This is a genomic window from Coleofasciculus sp. FACHB-1120 (assembly GCF_014698845.1).
Taxonomy (GTDB): Bacteria; Cyanobacteriota; Cyanobacteriia; order Cyanobacteriales; family FACHB-T130; genus FACHB-T130.
Map to the genome: position 1 here is coordinate 1 of NZ_JACJTV010000018.1, position 14,935 is coordinate 14,935.

The window sequence follows — 14,935 nt, forward strand, 5'->3', positions numbered from 1 at the left end:
TGACCCCTGCCACAATCCCACTGTGGTCAATATCTTGTACTCTAATCTCAGATGCACTCATGCATCAAAAATACAATAACTCCATGCCAAAACCTGCGGAATATGGGTTATAGCTAATTTCCCGGATAGGGAAAAGCCAAGGCGATCGCTTTCTTGGTAACTGCATACTACAAAGGATTTTACAAGGGTAGGATTACACAAATTTGGTAATTCTGGGCACACAGATGAAATCAACACCGTCTCAGTGTGGAACAACACATTTTCGGGTTATTTGTTGTTTGCCAGTATACTTAAAATGAAAAATAAGCAAATTTCCGCTAAGGTTTTCACGGCACTGGCGATAGTGGCAACGATTGGTATTTCTGCAATGCCGAGGTCTCAAGCCGTATCTCAGCCACCTATCACTCCAATCTCCACCTTAACTGCTCAAGCACCCACCAACACTTGGCAAAATGTGCGACCGATTCGCAGCGTAGAGGCACATTCAGGGAGCGTAGGAGCGATCGCGATCGCTGGCAATGGACAGGTAATGGCGAGTGGAAGCGATGATGGCACAATCAAAGTATGGAATCCGCAAACGGGCCAGCTAATTCGCGCCCTAACAGGGCATACTGACACCATTTGGGGGCTGGCGATTAGCCCGAATGGACAAACCCTCGCCAGCAGTAGCGCCACCAATGATGGATCGCTAAAACTATGGAATTTAAAAACTGGCAAGGTAATTCGGACTATCAAGCGGGATTTATATGTTAAATCTCTCGCCTTTAGCCCAGATGGAGAACGCCTTGCAATTGGTAGCTGGAACCCGACTGCGCGAAACGCAGAGATTGAAGTGTGGAATGCACGCACGGGTAAATCAATCTATAGCTTCCAGGGATCTCCTCAGTCGAATTTAATGGTCGCCTTCAGCCCGGATGGAAAAACTCTCGTCAGTGGGAATGAAGACAGTACCATCCAAATATGGGATCTTAGGACAGGCAAACCCATTCGCACCCTCAATAATGGAGAGGCTGTCAGAGCGATCGCTTTTGGTCAGGATAACAAAACCCTCATCAGCGAAAGTTATAACCAAATCGTCAAAATCTGGAATCTGCAAACCGGCGAACTCATCTCTACACCGATTAAAGATTCAGGCACCGTTTTTGTGAATGCTGTGGCTTTGCATCCGAATGGTCGGGTACTGGCGAGTGCATTAGGCGGATTAGAGGGCACTCTAAACTTATTTGATTTGCAAACTGGCAATGTAATCAATCCTCTTATCGGGTCTTTTAACGTCGTCTCCTCACTCGCTTTCGCCCCAAACGGTCAGACTCTTATTAGTGGGAATTTTGACGGAACAATTACCTTCTGGGAACCCCAGTAATTATATTTTTTCACCTTTACCAGTATGAAGATTGGAATCCCTCTAGACTTCAGGATATTTATTCTTGAGGCCGCAAAATCTAACTTCCCAGATGGCTACTTCTTTCTTCTCAATTCATGGGAGGCGGAGGGATCAAAATGTAAGCAAATCACGTTAGATCCCTCCTCCCCCAATAAATGGCTACCGTCTACACACAAGTCTTCTAATGTTTCTTCACAATGTTTTGATCCCCCCAACCCCCCTTAAAAAGGGGGGAAATCCAATCAAAGTCCCCCTTTTTACTAGCGTAGCGGCGCTCTCTTCGTGGGGATGCAAGGGGGATCGGACAGCGTTTCGCATTCTGTACGAGATATGTGTACACGGTAGCCAATAAATGGGGGAGAGAAACTCCCTATCTTTGCATTTGCTGTTCCAACAGTTTTTGCGCCCTTGGCTTGTAAATTAAGTAAAACAACGCCTCAATGTAACGCAGTAAATCCTCGCGGTTTTCCTTAGAGGTATAATTCCAGAAACCGTAAATCCGAGCTAAAGATAGCAGTTTGGTTGTGTGAATCTTCCACGTATAGGTACTATAAACTCGGTCGATAGCTCGCGTGGAAATTTCATACCAGTAGTTAGGATTCTGGTCGCACTTAGAAACAAACTCCAGAATTTTTTCTGCCATCTCTTCAAGATTCGTTGGGTTAATATAGAACCCATTAAACTTATCCTGAATAATCTCTAAGGGACCACCAAACTGAGTCGCGAATGTCGGTAAACCAGAAATCATCGCCTCCAAAATTGTCAAACCAAAAGCTTCAAACAGCGCTGGTTGAACAAAGACACCTTGGCGATCGGCAATTACACGATAAATTTCACCGGAATCAGTTTTAGAAAGGCGTACACCCAGCCAGCGAATTTTGCCTTGTAGATTGTACTGTTCAATGATTTGGTAAAGCTTGACAATTTCATCTTTTTCTTCGTTATCGGTTGATTCCTCAACGCGCAACTTCCCGGCAACTAAAATTAAGTTGCAATGTTCTTGTAACGCTTCGTTTTTACCAAAACACTCAGCCAAGCCGGTGAGGTTTTTAATTCGGTCAAGACGTGCCATTGAGAAGAGGGGACGCTTGCTGGGGTCGTCCAATTTCCCAAATATCTGAGATGGATCTTCGAGGGTAAAGAGCATCTCATCGATCCGGGCGCGATCGCTCGGTGTGCGCTCTTCGGTACGCGAATAGGGAAAATAAGCTTTCTCATTTACTCCCGGCGGCACCACGTTGAATTTGGGGCTAAACAGCTCAACTCCACTCACGACATGGTACAAATCCGGCATTGTGAAACACTTATAAGATTCATACTGTCCTACACTATCCGGTGTTCCGACAATTTCTTGATAAGTGCTGCTAATGATGAAATTCGCCGCATTCATTGCAATTAAATCAGCGGTGAATTGCAGAGAGAAATGATACTTGTCTTCCAAGTCGTTCCAGTAGAGGTTACTGAAAAGATATTTAGATTTTTCTAAAGCGTGGGCAATGTTGCACTGAGTCACCTTCAAGCGACGTGCCAGTAAAAATGCTACCAAATTACCGTCAGAATAATTTCCGACAATTAAGTCGGGCTTCCCTTGAAATTCTGCCAGTAGTTCTTTTTCCGAATCCAAGGCATAACTTTCTAGATAAGGCCAAAACTCAAATCGCGAGATCCAGTTTTGAGTCACAGTGGGATTAAACTCGCGCAAAGGCACCCGCAAAATCCAGGCATTTTCTGTACCGTGGACTTTTTCTAAGCGTTGGTTACACAAAGTGCCATCGCTATTAGGAATTAGGCGAGAAAGAATAATCACCTTCGGCTCAACACCCAAGATATCCAACCCAGCTAGCGAGAGGTCTTCTTGCATTTGCTGTTCGAGACTCTTGGCTTGGTCGAGGACGTAAACGACCTGTCCACCAGTATCTGGACGTCCTAAAACGCCTTCTTGCCCAAACCAACCGTGGGGAGAGACTAGGACAATCCGGAAGACCATTGGAATCCGGGAAAGAAAGGCTTCTAGAGTCTGGTGATCGGGGGAGTCAAGGAGTTCATCAAGAATTTCCAAGGTTTCCCGCACCCGTCCGGCGGTGTTCCCCCACCCAGGCTCAAAGCCCATTGCTTGCAAATCATACCGAAATTCATCGTAGCTTTGCTCTGAAGGACGGTTGCCTAAAAATGTCAAAGCTTGCTTAACCCGGTTAGAAAGTTCCTGCTGCGATTGAATTCGCCCGTTGATCAGCAGTTGTAGATTGTTGTAGGAGTGAACGCTTAAAAATTGAAACAAGCTCTCCAGCCATTGTCCGGGGTCTTGAAAGAGTTTGCTCGATAAATAACGGTTGAGATATTGCACCCCCTTCCCAATATTTTTAGGATCGCGAATGGTCGGGGTATAGTCGTAAAACGGCTGAAAATCAAGTTCTAAGATGTCGCCTTCTTGGGGATGGAAGCGATTCACCAGGCGATCGCGTACATCCAACAGTTCTTGTACCGTCATTGGTTCGACAAGCAAATCTTCCGTCAACCGATAGATTTCTTGAGAAGCAATGGTTGGGCGGACGATCAAACAGATGTTTCCATCCTCTCGAATAATTTCTTGAGTGTAGTAAATTAATTTTCCTAAATGGGAGGATTGATCAAAATGTTCAGGCTTCTGGTGATTCGTACAATATTCGGAAAAAGCGTTGAGAATGTCGTTTCTCAGTAAATATGCTTTATCTTGTTGACGTAACTCACTAACAAATTGGCGCAGATCGATTTTTTCATCACTCTGTAAAACAGCCTGAATCAGATCGGACATGACAACTCCCTAAATTAATTCAATTACATTCACAAAGACTAAATTACAAAATGTTTTTACTGGTGACGCCCTTCGGAAGGTGGAAGGAGTAAGTTGCAAGGCAAAATTAATCCGCCATTCATCTTTCTTAAGAGTGAATCGGCTAGGTTATGCCTAGCCTAACTTCTTTTGACGCCCTTGTGTATCACAAAGCGTAAATTTCTCCGTATTTTTGCTGAATATAACGAATGAAGGGATTAATGCTCAAACAATTGCCAGTGACACGCTCGATAATTTCAGCGGCGGTATACTTCTGTCCATGCTGGTAAATATTCTCTCTCAGCCAATTATGTAGAGTGCTGAACTTCCCTTGCTCTATTTCGGCAGGAATTTGGGGATTCGCTTTGAGTGCAGCTTCAAAAAACTGGGCGCTCATCATGTTGCCAAGAGTGTATCCCTGAAACATTCCGCCGATGTTGCCAGTGTACCAATGGACATCCTGCATGACCCCAACACTGTCGCTAGAGGGGACAACACCCAAGTCTGATTTGTAGCGTTCGTTCCAAGCTTCCGGGAGATCGCGCACTGCCAGCTTGCCTTCGAGTAGCGCCAATTCCAAGTCAAAGCGAATCATGACGTGCAGGTTGTAGGTGACTTCGTCGGCATCGGTGCGGATGAGCGATCGCTCGACTTTATTAATCCCTCGGTAGAATGTCTCCAGCGGTACATTACTGAGTTGATTTGGGAAAGCTGCTTGCAGTTGCGGATAGCAGAATTTCCAGAAGTTGCGGCTGCGTCCCACCTGATTTTCCCACAGCCGTGATTGGCTTTCATGCACGCCCGATGAGGTGCCACTGGCTAAAGGCGTCCCTTCATATTCTGGGTTAATTCCTTGCTCATACAAGGCGTGTCCCATCTCGTGAATGGTGCTAAACAGTGCCTCATTTAGATCGTTCTCTCTGACGCGGGTAGTAATTCGCACATCCCCAATCGAGAAATTGGTCATAAATGGGTGCAGTGTTTTATCTTGCCGTCCCCGTTGAAAGTCATACCCAATCTGTTCGATGACCTTTAAGCTAAATGCTAGCTGTTCGGCTTCTGGGAAGGTTTGGTGTAAGCAAGTATCATCGGCAATCGGTTGGGAAGCGATCGCATTTACAATTGGAACCAGTTCTTGACGGAGTTCCGCAAAGAGCGATCGCACGGTTGAAGCCTTCATCCCATAATCGGCACCGTCAATCAGCGGATCTGCAATATGCTCGTAGCTAGAGAAAAAGCTGGCATAGTCGCGGCACAGATCCAGCGTTTTTTCCAGATAAGGCTGCACAGCGGCAAAGTTATTTTCCGGACGCGCTTTTGCCCAAGCACCATAAGACTGAGTTCGGTGGAGAGACATTTTTGCCATAAAATCTGCTGGCACCCGCACCGCGCGGTCGTAGCTGCGTCTGGTGACACGAATGAGGCTGGCTTCATCAGAGTCATAAGACAAACTTTCCTCATAGGGGCGCAAATCTTCCAACAGTTGCGCGATCGCTGGATCGCTAAACTTAGTATGAGCAATTTGCCGCAGAGTTGCCATCTGCCGCCCTCTCGCCGCTGCACCCCCAGGAGGCATATAGGTTGCTTGATCCCAGTAGAGTAAGGACGACGCTGCATTAATGTCGTCGATTTCGGTGAGGCGGGTTTTGAGTTCTTGAAGTTTGGGGTGAGTCTTGTCCAGAGTCTGCATGATTCGCTGTTGATACTCGTTTCCTATAGTGTGGCGCAGGACGAGCAAATATCAGTCTAACCACTGTTCGCGATATGTCACTTTCCCCAGCTTGCTCAAGAGCAAAAGTGACGACCGTTTCCCTCAGTCGGATACTTCTATTTCTCATGCGTTCAATCGCTTGCTGCATTGAAACTAGATACCCTTCCCGCTTGGCACGCAGCAAAATGCCGATGGAATCTGTTAGAGAAAGACCGCTTAATCTAGAAATCCGCCTACGAACAACTGTGTCGATGCAGACGGTTTGGATACCTTCATTCGTTGCCAATTGAATGACAGCTTAGAGCAATACGATAACTGTAGTGTTCAGCTAAGCAGAGATGTCTGCTGCTGTCGTCCGCTTGGCACATTTATGACGCTAGGATGCGCCAAGAAGAAGATAGTGGGGTGTCTTTGGACGACTTTGAGGAAATGGTGAATTAACTACTGAGGCGAACAGGTAATCCTAGAAAACAAGCTGTGGCGGTTGGAGAATGCACCTGTAATCAAACCCAAAGTAGACGATATAGGATACTTAACGTCCTTCACATGGTCGGAGATAGCGGCAAGACCTTATACAGTAAAAGCAATTGGTAGCGATCGCTAAAGAATACCGCGCTCCAATAGATGTAGGTAGGGTGGAGGGGTCTGTCTCCAACCCTACATTGAAAGGGAATGAGCAATAAAACTGGATCAAAACCTGGGTGCTTCCAGCATCGCCTCAAACAAATCCCGATCGCGAACCGCGTCAAAATCTGGGTCGTATTTCGCCATTTCCAGATATTTTTCCGGACTCAGACGAATCGCTTGTTGCAAGTTATGGACTGTCTGCTCGACATTACCCAGCAAAGCATAGTAGCAAGCTTTGTTATACCAAGCGGTGGGGTATTCAGACTGAAGTTCTAACGCCTTATCGCAAGCAGCGATCGCTTCTTCGTAGCGAGCTAATTTCCCTAGCGCGATCGCCTGGTTAAACCAAGCTTTGTGGTATTCCGAATTAATTTCCAGACTTCTCTGGAAACTGGAAATTGCCTTCTCATAAAGACCGCAGTCATTTAGGGTAATGCCCCGGTTGTACCAAGCATTGCAGGAATCTGGTTTAAACTCAATCGCTCGGTCATAGCTGTGAATCGCCTGTTCGTAATGATTGAGTTGGGCAAGAGCATTGCCTCGGTTGTACCATGCCCAGTAGGCGTCTGGACGCAGCTTCAGGGTACGGTCAAAGCTGGCAACCGCTTTTTCATATAAACCCCAGTCAATCAAGGTAATGCCCCGGTTGTGCCACGCAGCGGAAGCATCCGGGTTAAATTCAATGGCGCGATCAAAGCTATTAAGCGCCTGTTCGTAGCGACATAATTTCCCCAGCGCAATCCCCCGGTTGAACCAAACCCAAGAAGCATCGGGTTGAATTAACAAGGCGTTGTCGAAACTGGCGATCGCTTCTTCGTGGCGACCTAAATTTCCTAGGGCAAAACCCCGCTGCGATAGGGCATCGGGGTAATTGGGTTCGCACTTGAGGGCGTTGTCTAAACAAGCGATCGCCGCTTCATATTTTGCCGACTGAAGCTGGCGTAGTCCTTGCTGGAAAAAGAATTCTGCTTCGAGAGTAATAGTGTGACCCATAGAATTTTGCATCTGGCTTTAGGAGTATCTTGTATTTAAGATTCCCAAAACAATAACATAACTCAACATCAAGACGGTAAATCCCTTCCTAAAATAGATCCACAGCAAGAACAATAAATTCCAGATAACTGCTGTGTAAGGCATTCAGCCGCTGTAGGCAATAAAAAATTTCTTTGAGCAGTTGGTACGGTAATCCTTATTTAACCTCTGTCTAAGCCACTTGGTGCCAAGGGAGGGGTAATAAATATCCTCTTCTAGAAAAAATTGACTCCACTTCCCTCTCTCTTAGGGCAGGATTAGGAACCCTGGGCAGGGGTTATCCCATTTTAGATTTGGGATTTCAGATTCTGGATGACACCAGTCTTGTCAGTAGACACTTCCAACAATTTATTTGTGCCGACCTTTAAGTGAAATGGTATTTAGGCGGATCTTTTCTCAGAAGGATTGCGCCGGTATTACGTAATTCTTCTGAGAAAAGAATGCTGCCAAATCTGAAGCCTGACTCATCGAATCCCCCAGCTAGACATGGGATGATCTCATCTAAAAGAATCCATCGACAACTAACATGACTGAACAGATAGGTAGAACCTACCGCATCGAACGCGATTCAATGGGCGATCGCCAAATCTTAGATAACGTTTACTACGGGATTCAGACGCTACGGGCGATTGAAAATTTCCCGATTAGCGGAATTAAGCCGTTACCCACTTATATTGATGCTTGCGTGCTGATTAAGAAAGCAGCAGCGATCGCAAATGGGGAACTTGGCTGCATTCCCCAAGAAATCAGTCAGGTGATTGTCCAGGCGACGGATGAAGTGCTTTCCGGGAAGTTTCGCGATCAGTTTGTCGTGGATGTCTACCAGGCGGGTGCGGGGACTTCGCACCACATGAATATCAACGAAGTGTTGGCTAATCGGGCGCTGGAACTGCTGGGCGATCAAAAAGGCAATTACAAGCGCGTCAGTCCCAACGATCATGTTAATTACGGTCAATCGACGAACGATGTAATTCCCACGGCGATTCGGATTGGGGCGCTGGTGGCGCTGGAGAGGACGCTGTACCCAGCTTTATCCGATGCGATCGCTACTTTGGATAACAAGGCTGAGGAATTTCAGGATGTCGTCAAATCTGGAAGAACCCATCTGCAAGACGCCGTACCTGTACGGCTGGGTGAAAACTTCCGCGCTTGGGGGCAAATTCTCGCAGAACACATGATTCGCATCGAGAGGGCGTCTGAAGATTTAATGGCGCTGGGCTTGGGTGGAAGTGCGGCGGGAACTGGGTTAAATACTCATCCTCAATATTGCGATCGCGTTGCCCAATTATTATCAGAATTAATCGATCAGCCCTTGCGCCCAGCCCCTCATCTGATGGCGGCAATGCAGAGTATGGCACCTTTTGTCAGCGTTTCCGGTAGCCTGCGGAACTTAGCGCAGGATTGTGTCAAGATATCCCATGACTTACGGCTGATGGATTCGGGGCCAAAAACAGGTTTAAAGGAAATTCAGCTACCGCCAGTACAGCCTGGATCGTCGATTATGCCAGGGAAATATAACCCAGTGATGGCAGAGATGACTTCGATGGTGTGTTTTCAGGTAATGGGGTACGATTCGGCAATCGCTTTAGCCGCCCAAGCGGGACAGCTAGAGTTAAATGTGATGATGCCGCTGATTGCCTATAACTTGATTCACAGTATTGAAATTTTGGGCAATACCTTAAGCGCACTGACGCAGCGTTGTTTGGAGGGAATTACCGCCAACCGCGATCGCTGTCTTGCCTATGCAGAAGGAAGCCTCGCCCTCGTCACCGCCCTCAATCCCCACATCGGCTATCTCAATGCGGCTGCTGTTGCCAAAGAATCTCTCGAAACTGGCAAATCCTTGCGGCAAATTGTCCTAGAACGAGGGTTGATGAGTTCCGAAGAACTAGCCAAAGTCTTAGACTTGGAAGAAATGAGTGCGATGTCAGGGGTGCAGCGTCCGGAGTTGTAGATACACCAAAATTTGCATCTATCCAAAACTCAAAACTCAAAACTTTCTAACCAGGAGTCTCTTTCAATGCATAGTCATGATGGTTTGACCCAGTTGACTTTTCACTATATTGATGGGCACACAGAATCTTTTACCGTCTATGAATCAGTAGAGGAAGGCTTAGAAACGAAGCAGGAAATTCGGCAAGAAATCCGTCGGCTTTTAGATAAATCCTGGTGGATTCTCCACTTACCTGAAGAAACGGTTTTTATTAACACCTCCAATATTGCCAAAGTTGAGGTAAAGCCCCCGATTCCCCACCTCCAGGGAGAAGATGTCTTCTCGAATGCCCAGCGGGTAACTGCCTTGACTCGTGGCAGCAATCGCTGAGAATTTGAGGTTTTAGATTAGGAATTGCCAGGTCTTCATAGAGAATTGGAGACTGGCAATTCTCGCTTTAATTGATTCAAAATTCTTGTCTTGACTCAATCCTTAATCCCAAATATAGAATATGAAACCTTCCGTTAGTTTAATTCGTGCGAATTCCTACAATCGGCAATTATTGCGAGAATCGGTGGAAAGTTTGCTGGAACCGTTGGGAGGAATCAAAGCTTTTGTCAAAGCAGGCGATCGCGTTCTCCTTAAGCCCAATTTACTCACTGGTGGGCATCCGAGTAAAGAATGCGTCACCCGTCCCGAACTGGTTCACTGTGTTGCCAAACTGGTACAAGAAGCCGGTGGAAAGCCTTTCCTGGGAGACAGTCCCGCGTTTGGCAGCGCGATGGGTGTGGCAAAGGCAAATGGTTATCTTCCCCTCATGGAAGAACTCAATTTGCCGCTAGTGGAATTTACAGGGAAGCGTTACGAAACCGTTAGCGAAGGGTTCAACCATCTGTTGTTGTGCAAAGAAGCAATGGATGCAGATGTAGTAATCAACCTGCCTAAACTGAAATCCCACTGTCAGCTAACGATGACAATGGGGGTCAAAAACTTATTCGGTTGCGTACCGGGAAAAATGAAAGCCTGGTGGCACATGGAAGCGGGGAAAGATAGTGCCCGATTTGGGGAAATGTTAGTAGAAACTGCAAGGGCAATTAATCCTACCCTAACGATTTTAGATGCAATTATCGGGCATGAAGGGAACGGCCCTAGCGGTGGCGAACCTCGCTTCCTAGGAATTTTAGCGGCATCGGCTGATGTATTTGCCCTGGATCGGGCGATTGTGGAAATTCTCAATGTAGATCCTCTCAACGTCCCTACTATGGCGGCTTCGATGAGGTTAGGACTATGCACAAATGTGGAGGAAATTGACTTTCCCCAACTGCATCCGGATGATCTAAAGGTGCTGGATTGGCAACTTCCTACTAACATGATGCCTATCGACTTTGCAATGCCTCGCGTGATTAAGTCTACGTTTAGGCATCTTTATATCCGGTTTATCAAGGAACCGATGAATGCTTACGCAGGACGGTAAGAGTTTATCGATAAAAAAACTTGGTTTTTATCAAAACTGGGTTTGGAAAGCTATCAAATAAACAACTTTGAGGCAGATTCGGTAAATTCTGTTACAGTAGGATACAAAATCATCAGCGTAATCTATTATCTACCCTCCGATTGCTTAGGAAGACCGCCCTGACTCATGCTAGAGGCGGTTTTTTTCTGTCTGCCAAATGATGGAGTGTTAGCAGCGCTGCGCGGACGGTATATTTTTAAAAACGAGTCTGATGTGTTTTCTAGATTAAAGATCGAAATAACGCCGGAACCGAGGATCTAAATGGTTGGTTTTGCGCTGGTTACAGGGGAGACAGAGGGTTTGTAGGTTGCTAATGTCATTGGAACCGCCACGAGAGAGCGGTATGATGTGGTCAATCGTGAGGTTTGCTTCTAGTGCCGTTTTGCCGCAACTTTGGCACTGACAGCGATCGCGCTGGAATACATACTTCCTCACTTCTGGCGGGATGCGAATTCTGGGCGTTTTAGTCATAAAATGCTCTTGTAAACACGATCCCACGCTGCAATGACTTCAGAGAATCAAACAACTACAGGCGCTGATGCGATTGATGTAGCGATCGCGCAGGGAATTGATTTTGACGGTTCCCCAATTCCGACACCCAAACTAGAATTATACACAAAAGTAATGGGGCTGGAAGCTGGACGGCAGCGCAGCGGTGTATCCAATACTATGCGTTCTAGAATTGTTCGCATCGGCGCTAAGCATATTTCCCAAGAAGAACTCAACCAGATGTTGCTTGATGCCGACTTTGCACCACTGAAAGATAAAGAAATTGCTTTTTACTATAGCGGAAAGTAGTCTTAGTAATTTTAAACTTCCCCTAGATTAATGAAACTCTAGGGGATTTTTTTATAAATTTTATTGCTTATTTTCTTGGTGTCTTATCTTACGGATCTCATCGAGTGGTGACCCGGTTTGGAGTATTTCTGATTCATCACTTGCTGGTTCTTCTGAAATTTCTGGCTCATCAGCTATAAACTCTACAGTGAGTTTCAGCTTAATTTTTCCTTTTTGCCAGCCCTTCGCACCAATTCTTAGAATTTCACAATCTTTACCTTCTTGAAACCACTTCCTATTAGCCTTATATGCGGCACCTCTATTGGGAACTTCATACATATGTGCATCTGTTATTCCATAGGCTTCTAGCGATTCAATTATTGCCTCTGCTACTTTTTCTATTGACGATGCGAATCCAGGCTTTACTTTACCAATTTTGTAAAGTCCAGACCCGAATGATATAACATCATTGTCGTCGCAATTTTCCAGATAAGAGTCATATTCCATGTCACTTTCTATCCTTGGAATGTTATTATGAATAATTTTACAGTTTGCCTTCCCCTATCCTGCCTTGATCAAGTTGAATACAGGATAGCCCTCTTCTGTCACTCTCCGAAAACATTTGCCATTTCTGAACTCTAGAGCCTTTGTATACGAAGCGATCGCTAGGTTTTTTCTAACAACAAATACAGCTACCAACTTTTTCTAATAGGATAGCTTGTATTGATTGACTGATAAGGCTTCTGGAGATTGCCTTCCCGGAGAGTGACAGAAGAGGGATAGGGGGAAGGCAGTTGCCGAAGCACCTGCAAACTGTTGGCAAATTAGTAATAATAACTCTAAAACTTCGTTCCATCCAAGTCTGCACCAGCTAGGTCTATACCGCTTAAAATTGCACCAATCAAGGTTGCTCCACTAAGGTTCGCACTACTGAAATCTGCTCGATTAAGGTCTGCACTGCTTAGGTTTGCTTTACTTAGGTTTGCATTACTTAAATCTGCTTGGCTAAGAACCGATCCGCTCAAATTAGCCTTACTCATATCTGCTCCATTAAGCTCAGCTTTTGTTAGATTTGCACCGTTGAGAATTGCTTTACTCAAATTTGCATTATCTAGATGTGCCTCGCTTAGATTAGCCCCAGATAAGTCGGCTCCACTCAAGTTAGCACCACCTAAATTCGCACCCTTTAAATTTGCATGGCTGAGTTTTGCCTTACTTAAATCCGCATAATTTAAATCTGCTTCACTAAGATTAGCTCCGTTCATATTTGCCCAACTAAGATTAGCTGAAGCCAAGTTAGAATTAGCAAAATTAATTTCAGTTAAATCAATTTTACTGAAGTCTGCATCACTTAAATCTTTGGAGCTAAAATCTCTTTGTCCTGAATTGTACTTTTTTTTAACTTCATCAGCTTCCATATCATTCTCTCTTCTTAGTAGTACATAATTTTACTGTTATCTCTTTCTCAGGCTCCAGTGTGGAAAACTCCAGCCTCTCGCTCAGCTTGGACTGGAGGCTGGAACCTCCTAAATTGTTCCCAGGCTCAAGCTGGGAACAATTTAGGTTGACAGGTATCAGATAGGGTCATTTTAACCTAGCTCGAATTCTTCTGGCTCACGTAGAGGTGTAAAATCAGCAATGACAGGCAGTTGACGAGCGTACAATCCTATTGCCTGCAAACAACTGTTGATACTTTTAACCGCAGAGTTATAAGCAGAATTTTTTTGCTCAACTGTACTTTTTCGCCGACGATTATTAGCAATTTTATCCTCAACTTCTTGTTCTAGTGTTTGCTCTAAATAAGCACGAGCTTGAGTGTAATGCTGCAACATTTCATCAGCTTTATGGGCTGCCATTGTCAATAAATTAGTCGTAAAAATTTGATTAACGGTTACCGGAAAACCGATACTAATTGCAGCCTTCACTTTTGGCTCAAAAGCTAACTTCAACAACTGACGAATTGCAGGTTCTGCTGCTACCATACTTTACAATCGTAGCTTTGGGAAGTTCGCAACAACGTTTGCCGGAATTGATAGATTGAGAACGTAACCCTACAATGCCGCTAATTCTTTTCGCATAGATAAAGGCGAATATCCTAATTCAAAAGCTTTTGAACTATCTAAAGACACATCCGCTGGTCTTGGCGCAGCCATTTTTACATCTTCTTGTCGGCAAGATTTAAGCCCAGCTCCGGGAAGTTGCAGCACTTCAACTAATAATCGTCCAAACTCATAGCGCGATATCCGCTCTTTTCCGCCCAAATGGATGCGTCCGTTTACTTTTTCTAATGCTAATAAAAGTCCTCGTGCTGCCGTTGTTCCGCTAACTGGCGTTCGGAATTCATCGATGAATAAACTTAGCTCTTTTTCCTCTCTCAATATTTGGATAAAGGGCTGCATGAAACTTGTAGCCGTAGGCGTTGCCATCCCAAACATTAAAGGCATTCGGCAAACAGCGGTCATAGGATAACGCTCCAACATCCCTTCCTCCGCCATCACTTTTTGCTCTCCATAAACATTGACAGGAGACACGGGATCTGTTTCCCGATAGGGAGGGTTTAAACCATCGAAAACTAAATCAGTTGAAGTGAAAACGCAAGGAATCGAAGCATCCGCACACAGCCCAGCAATATTACCTGATGCAGTAACATTTATGGGGAAAGATTCATCAGGATATTTCTGGCAAAAATTAGGTTGCGATCGCGCGGCGGTATGAATCACTCCATCTGGCTGAATTTCTTGGAACAGATGCTTGAGTTCCTGAAAATCTTTTAAGTCAACTTTCAGCAAATTTACGCCAGGAATCGCTAGAGAATGAGAAAAATAAGTTCCATAAACGTCCCATTCTTGTTGTGCTAACTGGCAAAGATGCCATCCTAAAAAACCGCTGGCACCTGTAACTAAGAGTTTTTTCATCAGAAATTCCCCAAACCTCTCAGATAAGCCCGCAGACTTCAGCTAGGGGCTAAGTAAACTAATCCTGCCGCCGCTGGCGAAAATCTCCTGAAGCTGTAACAGCAGCCAAAGTCCGCCAAAGCTGCACCTTTGAGAGTGACGGCTGCTAACTCAAAACAAAAGTATCGTAACTCATCCCTTAAGATACTAAGGGCAGTTTTGTAGAACCTGACCCTAAGTGTATCGTTCATCACT

At 45.3% G+C, this 14,935-nt stretch carries 13 protein-coding genes and 1 pseudogene; 5 read left to right on the plus strand and 9 right to left on the minus strand.

Features of this window, described 5'->3' with window-relative positions:
• Positions 1-295: 295 nt before the first annotated feature.
• Positions 296-1,363: a WD40 repeat domain-containing protein gene (locus tag H6H02_RS16410; protein ID WP_190819810.1), complete on the plus strand. Its 1,068-nt coding sequence runs from the start codon at positions 296-298 to the stop codon at positions 1,361-1,363.
• A gap of 391 nt (positions 1,364-1,754) precedes the next feature.
• Here H6H02_RS16410 and H6H02_RS16415 read toward each other — a convergent pair whose 3' ends face one another.
• The 4 genes from H6H02_RS16415 to H6H02_RS16430 form a co-directional block, all read right to left on the minus strand.
• Positions 1,755-4,175: a sucrose synthase gene (locus tag H6H02_RS16415; protein WP_190819642.1), complete on the minus strand. Its 2,421-nt coding sequence runs from the start codon at positions 4,173-4,175 to the stop codon at positions 1,755-1,757.
• 184 nt (positions 4,176-4,359) lie between these two features.
• Positions 4,360-5,883 carry a carboxypeptidase M32 gene (locus tag H6H02_RS16420; protein WP_190819644.1) on the minus strand — a complete coding sequence of 508 codons (1,524 nt, stop codon included), beginning with the start codon at positions 5,881-5,883 and terminating at the stop codon, positions 4,360-4,362.
• Positions 5,810-6,190 carry a DUF3368 domain-containing protein gene (locus tag H6H02_RS16425; RefSeq protein ID WP_199329267.1) on the minus strand — a complete coding sequence of 127 codons (381 nt, stop codon included), beginning with the start codon at positions 6,188-6,190 and terminating at the stop codon, positions 5,810-5,812. The genes H6H02_RS16420 and H6H02_RS16425 overlap by 74 nt, the downstream gene beginning before the upstream one ends.
• A 404-nt stretch (positions 6,191-6,594) precedes the next feature.
• The gene (locus H6H02_RS16430) at positions 6,595-7,524 is read right to left on the minus strand and encodes a tetratricopeptide repeat protein (RefSeq protein WP_199329277.1); all 930 of its coding nucleotides are present in this window, start codon (positions 7,522-7,524) and stop codon (positions 6,595-6,597) included.
• A 565-nt stretch (positions 7,525-8,089) separates the two neighbouring features.
• Here H6H02_RS16430 and H6H02_RS16435 point away from each other — a divergent pair.
• From H6H02_RS16435 to H6H02_RS16445, 3 genes are all read left to right on the plus strand, one after another.
• Entirely contained in the window at positions 8,090-9,517 is a 1,428-nt protein-coding gene (locus H6H02_RS16435) for an aspartate ammonia-lyase (protein WP_190819648.1), read from the plus strand.
• Between the two features lie 66 nt (positions 9,518-9,583).
• On the plus strand, positions 9,584-9,886 hold the full coding sequence (locus H6H02_RS16440; RefSeq protein ID WP_190819650.1) for a hypothetical protein: 303 nt from the start codon (positions 9,584-9,586) through the stop codon (positions 9,884-9,886).
• Positions 9,887-10,007: 121 nt separating this feature from the next.
• Positions 10,008-10,970, plus strand: coding sequence for a DUF362 domain-containing protein (locus H6H02_RS16445; protein WP_190819652.1), 963 nt, complete (start codon positions 10,008-10,010; stop codon positions 10,968-10,970).
• Between the two features lie 264 nt (positions 10,971-11,234).
• On the opposite strand, the gene H6H02_RS16450 is transcribed toward H6H02_RS16445, so the two are convergent.
• The gene (locus H6H02_RS16450) at positions 11,235-11,480 is read right to left on the minus strand and encodes an HNH endonuclease (protein ID WP_190428030.1); all 246 of its coding nucleotides are present in this window, start codon (positions 11,478-11,480) and stop codon (positions 11,235-11,237) included.
• 33 nt (positions 11,481-11,513) lie between these two features.
• Between H6H02_RS16450 and H6H02_RS16455 the strand changes: the two genes are divergently transcribed.
• Positions 11,514-11,807 carry a DUF4090 family protein gene (locus H6H02_RS16455; RefSeq protein ID WP_190819655.1) on the plus strand — a complete coding sequence of 98 codons (294 nt, stop codon included), beginning with the start codon at positions 11,514-11,516 and terminating at the stop codon, positions 11,805-11,807.
• A gap of 60 nt (positions 11,808-11,867) precedes the next feature.
• On the opposite strand, the gene H6H02_RS16460 is transcribed toward H6H02_RS16455, so the two are convergent.
• The 4 genes and pseudogenes from H6H02_RS16460 to H6H02_RS16475 form a co-directional block, all read right to left on the minus strand.
• Positions 11,868-12,293 carry a KGK domain-containing protein gene (locus H6H02_RS16460; RefSeq protein ID WP_190819657.1) on the minus strand — a complete coding sequence of 142 codons (426 nt, stop codon included), beginning with the start codon at positions 12,291-12,293 and terminating at the stop codon, positions 11,868-11,870.
• 332 nt (positions 12,294-12,625) lie between these two features.
• Positions 12,626-13,204, minus strand: coding sequence for a pentapeptide repeat-containing protein (locus H6H02_RS16465; RefSeq protein WP_190819659.1), 579 nt, complete (start codon positions 13,202-13,204; stop codon positions 12,626-12,628).
• Between the two features lie 171 nt (positions 13,205-13,375).
• A pseudogene (locus H6H02_RS16470) lies at positions 13,376-13,833 on the minus strand (dynamin family protein); the annotation flags it as partial.
• Between the two features lie 4 nt (positions 13,834-13,837).
• Positions 13,838-14,701, minus strand: coding sequence for an NAD(P)-dependent oxidoreductase (locus tag H6H02_RS16475; protein WP_190819663.1), 864 nt, complete (start codon positions 14,699-14,701; stop codon positions 13,838-13,840).
• Positions 14,702-14,935 lie beyond the last annotated feature (234 nt).

Bases quoted from the DNA above. Each gene is read 5' to 3' on its own strand.
- H6H02_RS16465 (WP_190819659.1), bottom strand. From the start codon at position 13,204: ATGGAAGCTGATGAAGTTAAAAAAAAGTACAATTCAGGACAAAGAGAT.
- H6H02_RS16450 (WP_190428030.1), bottom strand. From the start codon at position 11,480: ATGACTAAAACGCCCAGAATTCGCATCCCGCCAGAAGTGAGGAAGTAT.
- H6H02_RS16430 (WP_199329277.1), bottom strand. From the start codon at position 7,524: ATGGGTCACACTATTACTCTCGAAGCAGAATTCTTTTTCCAGCAAGGA.
- H6H02_RS16420 (WP_190819644.1), bottom strand. From the start codon at position 5,883: ATGCAGACTCTGGACAAGACTCACCCCAAACTTCAAGAACTCAAAACC.
- H6H02_RS16415 (WP_190819642.1), bottom strand. From the start codon at position 4,175: ATGTCCGATCTGATTCAGGCTGTTTTACAGAGTGATGAAAAAATCGAT.
- H6H02_RS16410 (WP_190819810.1), top strand. From the start codon at position 296: ATGAAAAATAAGCAAATTTCCGCTAAGGTTTTCACGGCACTGGCGATA.
- H6H02_RS16475 (WP_190819663.1), bottom strand. From the start codon at position 14,701: ATGAAAAAACTCTTAGTTACAGGTGCCAGCGGTTTTTTAGGATGGCAT.
- H6H02_RS16445 (WP_190819652.1), top strand. From the start codon at position 10,008: ATGAAACCTTCCGTTAGTTTAATTCGTGCGAATTCCTACAATCGGCAA.
- H6H02_RS16460 (WP_190819657.1), bottom strand. From the start codon at position 12,293: ATGGAATATGACTCTTATCTGGAAAATTGCGACGACAATGATGTTATA.
- H6H02_RS16435 (WP_190819648.1), top strand. From the start codon at position 8,090: ATGACTGAACAGATAGGTAGAACCTACCGCATCGAACGCGATTCAATG.
- H6H02_RS16455 (WP_190819655.1), top strand. From the start codon at position 11,514: ATGACTTCAGAGAATCAAACAACTACAGGCGCTGATGCGATTGATGTA.
- H6H02_RS16440 (WP_190819650.1), top strand. From the start codon at position 9,584: ATGCATAGTCATGATGGTTTGACCCAGTTGACTTTTCACTATATTGAT.